Source organism: Paenibacillus sp. SEL1, from assembly GCF_054602535.1.
The window spans coordinates 4,600,132-4,613,024 of sequence record NZ_CM137723.1 but is presented as its reverse complement, the minus strand read 5'-3'; the positions used below and the strand labels follow the sequence as shown (position 1 = coordinate 4,613,024).

At 47.8% G+C, this 12,893-nt stretch carries 2 protein-coding genes and 1 rRNA gene; all 3 read right to left on the bottom strand.

All coding sequences use genetic code 11. From position 1 onward, the window contains the following. Positions 1–85 precede the first annotated feature (85 nt). Positions 86–1,641 (bottom strand): 16S ribosomal RNA (locus ACYCSE_RS21450). A 604-nt stretch (positions 1,642–2,245) separates the two neighbouring features. Further along, a complete protein-coding gene (locus ACYCSE_RS21445; RefSeq protein WP_459699790.1) occupies positions 2,246–3,499 on the bottom strand; it encodes an MFS transporter in 1,254 nt (417 codons plus the stop codon). Between the two features lie 12 nt (positions 3,500–3,511). After that, on the bottom strand, positions 3,512–12,874 hold the full coding sequence (locus ACYCSE_RS21440) for an amino acid adenylation domain-containing protein (RefSeq protein WP_459699788.1): 9,363 nt from the start codon (positions 12,872–12,874) through the stop codon (positions 3,512–3,514). Positions 12,875–12,893: the final 19 nt, after the last annotated feature.

Sequence of the window (12,893 nt, the reverse complement as noted above, 5' to 3'; positions counted from 1 at the left end):
GTGATGAACCGAATTGAATATCCGGTCGCAGGTACATGTACCTGCTGATTTGAATGTTTCCATTGCAGGAAACGATTCTCCATAGAAAGGAGGTGATCCAGCCGCACCTTCCGATACGGCTACCTTGTTACGACTTCACCCCAATCATCTACCCCACCTTCGGCGGCTGGCTCCCTTGCGGGTTACCCCACCGACTTCGGGTGTTGTAAACTCTCGTGGTGTGACGGGCGGTGTGTACAAGACCCGGGAACGTATTCACCGCAGCATGCTGATCCGCGATTACTAGCAATTCCGACTTCATGTAGGCGAGTTGCAGCCTACAATCCGAACTGAGACCGGCTTTTCTAGGATTGGCTCCACCTCGCGATTTCGCTTCCCGTTGTACCGGCCATTGTAGTACGTGTGTAGCCCAGGTCATAAGGGGCATGATGATTTGACGTCATCCCCACCTTCCTCCGGTTTGTCACCGGCAGTCTGCTTAGAGTGCCCAGCTTGACCTGCTGGCAACTAAGCATAAGGGTTGCGCTCGTTGCGGGACTTAACCCAACATCTCACGACACGAGCTGACGACAACCATGCACCACCTGTCTCCTCTGTCCCGAAGGAAAGGCCTATCTCTAGACCGCTCAGAGGGATGTCAAGACCTGGTAAGGTTCTTCGCGTTGCTTCGAATTAAACCACATACTCCACTGCTTGTGCGGGTCCCCGTCAATTCCTTTGAGTTTCAGTCTTGCGACCGTACTCCCCAGGCGGAATGCTTAATGTGTTAACTTCGGCACCAAGGGTATCGAAACCCCTAACACCTAGCATTCATCGTTTACGGCGTGGACTACCAGGGTATCTAATCCTGTTTGCTCCCCACGCTTTCGCGCCTCAGCGTCAGTTACAGCCCAGAGAGTCGCCTTCGCCACTGGTGTTCCTCCACATCTCTACGCATTTCACCGCTACACGTGGAATTCCACTCTCCTCTTCTGCACTCAAGCTCCCCAGTTTCCAGTGCGACCCGAAGTTGAGCCTCGGGATTAAACACCAGACTTAAAAAGCCGCCTGCGCGCGCTTTACGCCCAATAATTCCGGACAACGCTTGCCCCCTACGTATTACCGCGGCTGCTGGCACGTAGTTAGCCGGGGCTTTCTTCTCAGGTACCGTCACTCTTGTAGCAGTTACTCTACAAGACGTTCTTCCCTGGCAACAGAGCTTTACGATCCGAAAACCTTCATCACTCACGCGGCGTTGCTCCGTCAGGCTTTCGCCCATTGCGGAAGATTCCCTACTGCTGCCTCCCGTAGGAGTCTGGGCCGTGTCTCAGTCCCAGTGTGGCCGATCACCCTCTCAGGTCGGCTACGCATCGTCGCCTTGGTAGGCCTTTACCCCACCAACTAGCTAATGCGCCGCAGGCCCATCCACAAGTGACAGATTGCTCCGTCTTTCCTCCTTCTCCCATGCAGGAAAAGGATGTATCGGGTATTAGCTACCGTTTCCGGTAGTTATCCCTGTCTTGTGGGCAGGTTGCCTACGTGTTACTCACCCGTCCGCCGCTAGGTTATGTAGAAGCAAGCTTCTAAACAACCCCGCTCGACTTGCATGTATTAGGCACGCCGCCAGCGTTCGTCCTGAGCCAGGATCAAACTCTCCATTAAAGACCAACCGAAGTTGGTTTATAGAAAGAGCGATAAGCTCATGTTGAAACTGACGAGATAAAAATATCTCTTGTTTGATTTTGCGAACAAAATCGTTTTACTCACTCGTTGTTCAGTTTTCAAAGATCAATTTTCTCATTCGGCTTTTCTTGGGCCGGATAAATAATATATCATACTTTGGCGATTCATACTACTGGTAAATAATAACTCATAGACGATCTTTTGAATTTTTGAACCATTACATCGCAGCCTATCTTACGGCCGGATGAATAATATATCATTTAGGTTTGCTGAATACTACATGTAAATTATACCGATTTATTCGTTCTTTAGCTCCAGCCCATCTCACGTCTCGTTCATGATTTGAAGAATAAATCCCTGGGTATCAAACCAGCTATAAGCTGTTTATACTTCTTTCACCGAAAGAGCGAAGAAAATTCGCTGTGTATATATTTTTTAAAGGCTCAGCCATCTTATATCTCCTTTGGTGTCCAAATGTAACGATAGTTTTACCTTTGTCTATGATAAAGCCTTATCATGGCGAGGCCAGACATACTAAAAATGCCAGGTTCTATGATGAGAACCTGGCACTGACATGCATGGCTTATGAATTGTGGGAAGGGGCAACTCTTCCAATCTCTCCAGAAGGAATCTGATACTGGCGGATATCCTTAAACAGAAACATAATCAATCCGCATAGTACAGTAATCAGTCCACTGAAAAAAAGAACCTCACTCAGAGAAAACCGTAAAGCTAGCGCCCCTCCAATCAAGGCCCCTAATGGCAGAGCCGCATTCGACAAGGTGTTTAAAAAGGCTGTAACACGTCCCAGTAACGGCAACGGTGTAATAATTTGAATCAAAGACGTTTGCAGCACATTGATGATGCCAGTAAAAATGCCTAATAACAGAGCTGCCAGCAGCTTCATCCACATCTCGGGCACCAGGGAAAAGACATAGATTGCCAATCCCATGGCTACCCAGGAAACCGCGATGGTAATGCCGTTCTTTTTCAATACACTGACCAGAAAGGAACCGATGAAAATACCGATAAAGTAGGCTACATACAGCAAGCTGTAATAGATCGGCGAGCCATAGGATACTGCGATAGAAGGCATGGCAATGACCAAGATCGCCATCGAAAAGTTTGTCAGCGCAAAGAATGGAAGCATAATTCTCAGGAAGGTGTGCCGTTTTACAAAAAGATACCCTTCTTTCAATTCGTTCAGATAGTACACGATCTTTAGCGAACTCCTTCCGTTCGTGTCTTCCACCGGAGGAGCATCAATTTGCTTGTTGAGCCTGACATATACAAAGCCTGCCAGAAGCAGCATCGCGCCGGCTAGAAAAAAAGTATTTTTCATCCCCATTGCGATGATGAGCGAGGCTCCAGCGAGATATCCGACAATATTAATAACCTGATCCGTCGACGAAATCATGGAATTCGCCCGGACAATCAAATCCGGCGAGCCTATCAATTGCGGCAGCATTTTACTATTGGTCGGATAAAACAGTGTTGAGAAGCAGGATGCAATGAATACAATAACAAGGATAGCGACCAGATTGACCATCCCGTCCTGAATGAGAAACGGGACGGCCAAAATTAGCACAGCCTGCGTAAACAAGGCGATGCTGGCTAACAAAGGCGGTGAATAACGGTCCACCACAGGACCCACGAGAAAGCTGAAAATCGACGCCGCAGATACGGCCGTATACGTGAAGCTGGTCATCGCCACCGACTGTGTCGATTGCTGAACAAAATACAGCAGGACGATAGAATAAATGCTGTCTGCGATATTGGCAAGAGTACGAGATGCAAAAAATCGGATAAAACGGCTATCCTTAAACAATGGATTCACATCTTCATCTCCTTACTGCAAAATGGTCAAAGCATTCAAGAGCCTGTCACTAGCAGTCTGGAAGATTTGATGGATATACTGGTCGTTCTCATGATATGGAATGGTAAGTGAGATTTTCAGAATATCCCCTACATGCTCTGACTCAAAGAAAATAACCTTGTTAACATTGGCCTGTGTGCCTTCGGTATGCAGATTGTCGAGCAATTCTGCATCCTCTCGTCCCTCACCCAAATAGTTGAATACGATAGGCAGCTGTTCAAGTCCTTTTATCAAAATGCTGCTGGATATCGGGTAAGCTTTCTCCATTTCAGCATTGAAGATCAGATTGAAAAAGTTCAAATGATAGCGTGAAGCAAAGTCCAGGTGGGTATGGATACTCTTTTCATAGGATTCAGTGTCATCTTCCTGCAGCACAACGGGTATATGATCAATACACTCGCCTACGGTTCCAAAATAGTTTCGGTCGCCATATTGTCTTCCATAATTAGTAATCCAAAGCGGAACATCAGAGAGTTGGAAATAGCTGCTGAAAAAACGTACAGCCATTTGAAGCGAAATATCCAACATATTCGCAGCGCCGTGCTGCTCTGAAATGTCGCTTAAATTCAGCTCCCAACGATATCTGGTAGTGTCCGCATAGTTGCGTTCATCGGTCAGCACGTGGATACGATCATTATTCTCACCAAACGTCTGGAGTTTGAATTGCTCGCTGATTTCCTGATCCCCGATTCCTTGAGGGCCTTGGCGGATATGGTTTACATATTCCCGGTATTGCACCTCTTCTGTCGCATGTGCCGTCTCCTGCGGACGATGATATTCATCAAGGAGTTGTCTGCGCAGGATGTCACTGCTCGTAGCATCAAAAATGATGTGCGAGCAAGGAAACAATAGCAGATGTTCCCGCAAATTTAAGCGAATCAGGACGATCCGGTACTGCAGCGACTGTGTAAGTTCATAAGGTTCTAAAAATAGCTTAGAGGCAATGGAAGAAAGAAGCCTGCGTTGTGCTTGTACCGGCTGACCGGAGAGATCAACAGTCGGTAAAAAAAGATGCTCTGGAGCTGGACGCAACTCCCATTCCCATGCTCCGGACGATTGAACAAGTACGCTTCTTAGCAATTCATGGCGTTGAAGAAGCCGCTGAATCGTTACAGTCAAACGCTCGGTGTTCAAGTAGCTATCTAACTGCATAGCCATACCCGAGCCTGTAAAATGTTGCAAATGGTAATGCTGAGCTGGTGCAAGCGGATAGCGTCCAATAGCATTCAGACTTAGTATATTGGTATTCCAGTCTGTATTTAACTTAGCAATGCTGGCAAGCCATACATCGGCCTGTTGTTTAAGCAAGGTTTCTTGTTCTTCGTTTGTCGGTATAGCTCCGAGAATTCTATCTGGTTCGTCGGTTCCCCAGCGAACGATATAATGCGGGTGCAGGTCTGGATGGATATAAGATTGGATAAATTCAGAGATTGCCTGAACTTGTTCTACACAAAAAGGCTCTACTTGCAGGAACACATAGTTTTGCTTATCAGTGGATACGGACTGAAGCAAGACCTGTACACCAAATGCTTCTGTAATAGCCCGCTCAACCTCCTGAGCTTTGGCAATGAGCGTATCCGTGTTTACTCCGCCCTCTTCACCACGTTGTAAAAGATCGGACAAGCTTCTTATCGTCTGATATTGAAGCAATTGATGTATATCCAGCGGAATGTTCGATTCCTGTACTTTCGATACCAGTTGAATGGCCTTCAGTGAATGACCTCCAAGCTCGAAAAAGCCGTCGTCAATGCCGACCTTTTCAACGCCAAGCACCGCTTGCCACAGGTTCGCCAACTGTTGTTCCACTTCATTTCTTGGAGCAACGTATTCCATATCGGAACCGCTGGTCATTTCTGGCTCAGGCAATGCTTGGCGGTCGATTTTACCGTTCGTTGTCAAGGGAAACGCCGGCAGGAACACATACTGGGCAGGAATCATATAATCCGGCAACTGGCCAGTCAAATGGGTCTTCATATCACTCTTGGATAGCGGTACGTCGGTTGAGATATAAGCACAGAGCGTTTTTTGACCATCCTTCGTGCTTTTTACCGCTACGTGCGCCTCCCGAACTGCATCATGTTTCATGAGCTGGGTTTCAATTTCGCCGGGTTCAATACGATATCCGCGGATTTTAACCTGCTGGTCTATCCGTCCGAGATACTCCAGATTGCCGTCCGGTAGCCATCTGCCCAAATCACCTGTCCGATATATTTTTTCGCCCGGAATGAATGGATTAGGGACAAAATTTAGCTGGGTCAGATCATCCCTGTTTAGATAGCCGCGCGCCAGACCATCCCCACCAACACAAATTTCCCCTTGAGCACCAATAGGCAGCAGCCTGCTTGAAGAGTCCAAAATATAAACAGTTGAATTGCCAATTGGGCGACCAATAGGAATGCGGTTATATTCCTTATCAATCGGGAAATAAGTAGAGAATGTTGTGTTTTCTGTGGGGCCATAGACGTTGATAACGTTCACTCCCGGAGAATGTGCTCTAACCGTATTAATGATCCCAGGTAAAAGCACATCCCCGCCCACCAGCAAGTGCTTGAGCGAAGCAAAGAGATCTGGTTTATGCTGTGTGAGTTGGTTAAACAAGGGCGATGTCAGCCACATCGTTGTAATATGATATCGATCCAGCGCTTCACCAAGCTGAACAGCATCCAAGATTACGGATTCCGGTACAATGTACAAACGCAATCCGTTCAGCAATGCTCCCCAAATTTCAAAGGTACAGGCATCGAACACGAGCGCCCCGGTCAGCAAAATGCGTTCGTTCTCAGCAAATGGTACATAATTGGTGTTCTTCACCAGCCGTATGACATTCCGATGTTCAATCATGACACCTTTGGGACGTCCAGTTGAGCCAGATGTATACATGACATAGGCCAGATCGTCTGCCGTTGTCGATTCGGAAAAAATGAAGTCGTCGGAGTCGTAGGAGCTGATGTCGGCCAGATCCAGAACAGTACCGGAAAAATCGAAAGTGTTCATCTGTTTACCCTTGTCAGATAGGGTTAGCAGAATTTCGCTACCGCTATCCTGAAGCATAAACATAATCCGTTCCTGCGGATAAGAAGGCTCCAGTGGCAAGTAGGCTCCACCCGCCTTCAAAATACCAAGAATACCGATAATCATTTCTGGTGAACGTTCAGTCAAAATGCCTACGATGGTATCCGGCGCAACCCCCAGTTTCCGCAGCTTCGAGGCCAGTTGATTAGCTTTTTTATTTAATTCGCGGTAGGTTAGCTCACGATCTTCAAATACAATAGCTACTGCATCCGGTGTTTTCTCTACCTGTTCTTCAAATCCGTAATGTATGGTGTGGTCCGATGGATACGGTCTCCGTGTATCGTTAAAAGCAAATATGAGCTGCTGTTTTTCCTCCGCTGTCAAAAGATCAATCTCCGAAATCTGGATATTTGGGTTTTGAATAACTTGCTCCATCATTTGGATGAGGTGAGCAGCCAATTGTTTGATCGCATTTTTGTTATACGTCAACGCGTTATAGCTAAATTTGATTTCCAGCTCTCGGCCAGGCATGACGATTACATTCAAATCATAATTGGTCTGTTCAATATCCTCTATTTCACCAACACGGAGGGCTTTAGGATTTTTTTCCAGGCCCGTAAGTTCTTCCGAAACGGGAAAGTTTTCAAAGGCGACAATATGCTGGATCAGGTTTTGTTTTAGTACACTATGGGCTTGAATATCAGCCAAGGAAAAATAGGAATACCGATTGGACTCCATCAAGGAATCCTGTATAGACGTAAGCAAGTCGGAAAACCGCAGGTCAGCGGAGCTTTTAACACGTACAGGTAGGGTATTAATGAATAATCCGACCATATTTTCAATCCCGGGGATTTCATCAGGTCTGCCCGATACGACAGACCCGAAAATGACGTCCTTACTGTTGTTGTACGTTTGTAGTAATAAGCCCCAAACGGTTTGAAATAAGGTGCTGACGGTGACACGGTTTTGCTTGGCGATTTGTTCCATGCCTTGGGTCAGCTGCTCTCCCCATGTGCATATGAGTTGCTCTACCTGAAATGAAGGATCGACGGATCGAGTATAGCCGGGCACGACAGTTTCATTTTCAAAATCAGTCACATATTGTTTCCAGTATGCTGCTGCTTCCTCTTTATTTTGTCTTTCCAACCACTGAATAAAGCTGCTAAATGGATGGACAGGCTCTAATTTTAAAGGAGTATCGTCCCGAAGTGATGTGTAAATATCAAAAAAATCTTTGGCTACCGCCCTCAGGCACCAGCCGTCCATAATAATATGATGAGAGATCCAGATGAGCTTTGAGGTGTCCTCATCCCACTGTACAAGCGCTAACCGGATGAGAACCTCCTTTTCCAGATCAAAACCTCTCTGCCGCTCTTCCTGTAAAATGGCTTGAAGTCGTCTGTGCTTTTCCGCATCCGGTAAACTACGCACATCTTCGGTATGGACAGGAGCAGCTAATCGTTCCTTCAGTACAACCTGAAGCGGACGATCCGCCTCCTTATACATGAATACCGTACGGAAAATATCATATCGGTCAATCAGCTTTTGTAAGCTTCGGCTGATTAGGTTGGTATCCATAGCTTCATGAATGGTAATAATCGTTTGTTCGAAATAAGCCTCTGACTTTTCATCAAGTATGGAATGAAATAGCATTCCCTCCTGCATCGGGGATAGCGGATAGAGGTCTTTAATTTTCACTTGCTGGTTTAACAGCTTATTTGACAAGCGATTTGCAATATTTTCGAACTGGTCCAGAGACAATTGCCCATATGTAAAATCCGTCGGGCTTTGTTCTGCTGTATCCTTGGCACAGCAATGGCGAATAAGTTCGATCAGATGAGTCTTAAAGCTGGCTGTAAGTCGCTCCACCGTCGATGCTTCATATTCACGTCCGTTGTATTCGAATACAATGCGGAGTCTTTCGTCAGTCACCGCACCATGAATATCAAAGCTGGACGCTTTTTCAGTCAGAGGGTTGATTTCAGTACCAGCAAACGTGGATAGTGGCGAGGTACGCCATGTCGTACCTTCTCTGGCTTCTCCGTCAAAGCTAAAGCTGATCTCAGGTGGCTTGGCAGAAAAAAGAGCTGCCCTATCCTGCTGCTCCCTGTCGGTCAAGTAGCGTAAAATGCCATAGCCGACACCCTTGTTGGGTACACGTCGCAAATTGTCCTTAACCAGCTTGATTTGATGGGCCAAATTTTCGGGCTTGCTCACATTTACCACAAACGGATACACGGACGTAAACCTGCCAACTGTACGGGATACGTCAATGTCTTTAATCAATTCCATCCTGCTATGACTTTCCACCTGAACTGCAATTTCAGCATGTCCGCTCCATTCCCGGTAAGCCAGTCCTAGCGCCGTCAGTAAAATATCATTTGTTTCTGTATTGTAAGCATGGTGCGCGTGTTTCAGCAGGTTTTCGGTTTCTTCCCGGCTGAGTGTCACTGCGGATCTGCGCCCGTCACGGATCAGGCTATCTGGAACCTCATGATCTTTTGGCAGCGAAAGTATTTCACGAGCTTCTACCGTATTCCAATAGCTGATTTCCTGACGCGCCAGTTCGCTTTGTGCATACTTGGACAGACGTGCTGCCCATTCTTTGTAGGAATCGGTCTTGGCGGGTAACTGCAGCTTTTCACCGTTAGCTAACTGTTGGTAGGTTGTTTCCAAGTCTTCCAGCAGGATTCTCCACGACACACTGTCTATGACAAGATGATGAATGACGATTAACAAATGATCGGATTCCTGTAGCCGGATTAAAGCCAAACACACAAGCGGGCCGTTACGCAAATCAAAACGGCTTTGTAACGCGTCAGTGAGCTGCGCGATTTCTTCCTCAGGCTGGTCAGCATGTATTAAATCATAGCTTTCCAATGTAAAGTGTTCACCTTCGGCTGTGCCTCTGTTATAGGCGACAGGTTTTTTTTCACGTTCATCAAAGGTAATGCGCAAGGCATCATGGTGCGTGGTCAGCTTGTCCACGGCGCTTCGCAGCCAGGTTTCGTTCCATCTTTCGGGGTTCTGGAGCATGACAGCCTGACTGTAATGATGACGTTCTGTTCGATGATGCTCAAAAAATTCCCATTGGATCGGTGTCAACTCCACTGTACCTTGTACCGACCCCTGCGGGATGGTCCGAATTACTTTTTTTATATAAGGAGCAATCAAATCAATCTGCGGATGGCGGAACAAATCCTTCATGTCCATTTTGAGGCCCTTCGCGTTCAATCGGGCTGCGATTTGCAACGCTTTGATCGAATCGCCACCAAGCTCGAAAAAGTTGTTGCGCAGACCAATCGGCTTAACACCAATGACTTCCTCCCAGATGGAAGCGAGTGTTTGCTCCAGTTCGCTCTGCGGCGCTTCATACTCGACGTCGGTCAACACAAAATCTTCGGGTTCTGGAAGCGCACGTCGATCAATTTTACCGTTATGGGTCAAAGGCAATTGATCCAGTACGATAATATGTGCGGGCACCATATAGCTTGGCAACTGCTTGGCAAGCTCTGTCCGCAAGAAGGATTTGTCGGTTGTACCTGCTACGTAGGCGCACAAATACTTTTGTCCGGTTTTATCCGTTCTATCCGTGACCACCGCTTGGCGTACCTCATCCAATTGGAGTAAGGCCGACTCAATTTCACCAGGTTCGATCCGGTAGCCACGAATTTTCACCTGAAAGTCAATCCGACCGATGAAATCAATGTTGCCATCCGGCAGCCAGCGTGCCAGATCTCCGGTGCGGTACAGACGCTCTCCCTTTACAAAAGGATTCGGTACAAATTTCTCCGCCGTCAGGTCAGGACGGTTCAAATAACCGCGGGCCACAGAAGCGCCGCCCAAGCACAACTCTCCGGCTACGCCGACAGGGAGCGGACGCAAAGCCTCATCCACAATATATACTTTATGATTCGGCAGTGCCTTTCCAATCGGGACGATACCTGATGGAGGCAGACGTTCAACTGCTTCTTCATAAAAGCTTGAATCAATTGCCACTTCGGTTACACCGTAGGTATTCATGATGCGCATCGTATCACCGAAGCGATTCAAAAGTGTCCGATAGTTATCAACGCCAAAGCTGTCCGCGCCTGTAGTAAGCAGCTTCATGGCACTGACATCTGTACCGTGTTCATATACATAGTCCATAAGCAGCGTCAACAAGGCTGGCGGAACTTCAAACGTCGTAATTTCGTGCTGTTCGAGAAACTGCGCCAAAGCTGGAGGATCGTTGCGCACATCCTGTGGGCAAATGACCATGGTGCCTCCGTTCACGAATGTCTTGGCCAGATCACCGGCAAAGACATCGAACGACATACTGGCAATCTGAAGGAGCTTGACGGGAAACTCTTTTAACTGGTGAGCTTCTCTATAGCCCAACGCCGTATTTACGTAATGGCGATGCTCGATCATCACGCCTTTGGCGTTGCCCGTCGTTCCCGATGTGTAAATGACGTAGGCCAAAGCCTCGGGATCATGAATAGGTGCGTAGATAGGCGCTTGTTGATGGGAATGCTCCGCTTGTGAAGCCTGTTGAAGTAACGTTGGCAAGTCCAGCACTTCCCCCGCAAAATCCACATCGGCCAATAGTTCAGTCAAGGAAGACTGCGTGAGCATAATCGTAGCTCCGCTGTCCTGAAGCATGTAAGCAATTCTTTCTTTCGGGTAGGTCGGATCGACAGGTACGTAGGCAGCTCCCGCCTTCATAATCCCTAACACAGCGATAATCATATCTGCTGAACGCTCAAGCATCACGGCGACGAGATGCTCACGCTTGCCCCCACGGTTTTGCAGTGCTTGAGCAAGCAGATTGGCCTTCTCATTCAGCTCATGATAGGTCAGTGCGGTGTCTTCGTAGATGACGGCGGTCTGTTCCGGGATACGTTCTGTCTGGGCTTCAAATATTCCATGGAACGTTTCAGCAGGATAGTCGGCAATCGGCCCGCTCCATATATTGGTGAGTTCCGCCTCTTCTGTAGCGGTCAGCAGACGAATGTTCCGCAGCAGGAGTTCTGGTGTACGTGCAATTTGGACGAGTACATGCTCCAAATGCCCAGCTAACCGTGTCATCGCTTCATCGCTGTAGACATAGTTGTTGTAGGACAGCATAAAGCTCAACGCTTTTCCGTCCTCCACTTCGATGTTGAAGTGGTAAGGTGTTTCTTCGGACAGCTGAGCGTCCTCCACGACGAATCCAAGTCGTTCCTTCAGATCAGGCCGGCCAACCATATCCTGCAGCGGGTAGTTTTCAAATACAACAAAATGATCCATGAGTTGCTGCTTAAGCGCTGACTGGGACTGTATTTCAGCGAGTGAAAAATAGTCATATGCCCGTGATTGAACCGCGCAGCGCTGCACTTCACGAAGCAGACCTGAGAATGGCAGATCTGCATCCAATTTGATTCGTACCGGTATGGTGTTAATGAAAAGTCCCAACATCTGTTCAACACCTTCAAGCTCCGGCGGTCGACCGGAAACAACGGTGCCGAAGACGACGTCTTCACTTTGGTTGTATCCTCCAAGCACCACTCCCCATGCAGCCAGAAACAGACTGCTAAGGGTTGTTCCGTTGCGTTCAGCCACCGTCCGCAATTGACGGGTTGTTTCATCCGTGAGTGTTATTTTATGCTCATGCAGCAAGTACCCGGTATCTGGCTGGAGCGGATGGGCTACAGGCAGGGTTGGCAGCACAGCTGGCTGATCATAGTCGTTCAGGATGGACCGCCAGTATTCCTTCGCCGCCTCCTTATCCTGCTTATCCAGCCAGCGGGCATAGCCAGTATAGGGCTGCGGTGTTGGCAGTTGTACGGGCTTCCCCGCTTTCAGTGCTTCATAAGCCGCGAACAGCTCGTCCATAACGATGCCGAGGCACCAGCCGTCCATAATAATATGATGAAAGCTTAAAAGCAGCGTATATGCGTTCGTTTGGGTTTGAAGCACAGCCAGACGAATGAGCAAATCCTTGCTCAGATCGTAACGATGGTTTCGGTCTTCGTCTGCGTAGCTGCGAATGGCCTCTGCTTGCTCTGCCTCGGGAATATTCGTCAGATTCTCGTAACGAAGCGTTGGATTTCGCTCCTTAAACACGATGAGCCGCGAACGGGAAGCACTTTTATGATAAATATTCGAACGAAGCGTTTCGTGACGCTGCACCAGAGTCTCGAAGCTCTTTTGCAGAGCCTCCAGGTTCAGTTCACCCCGGATGGTCATTCGTACTTGCTCATAGTACGCCTGTGATTCCGGCTCCATGACTGTATGAAAGAGCATCCCCTCCTGCAAAGGCGTTAAATTGGCCACTTTTTCGATTTCAAGCCTTTTACTCATCGGATTTCCCCCTCAATCG

Excerpts from the sequence above, each read along its gene's own strand:
- ACYCSE_RS21440 (WP_459699788.1), bottom strand. The coding sequence starts at position 12,874 with ATGAGTAAAAGGCTTGAAATCGAAAAAGTGGCCAATTTAACGCCTTTG.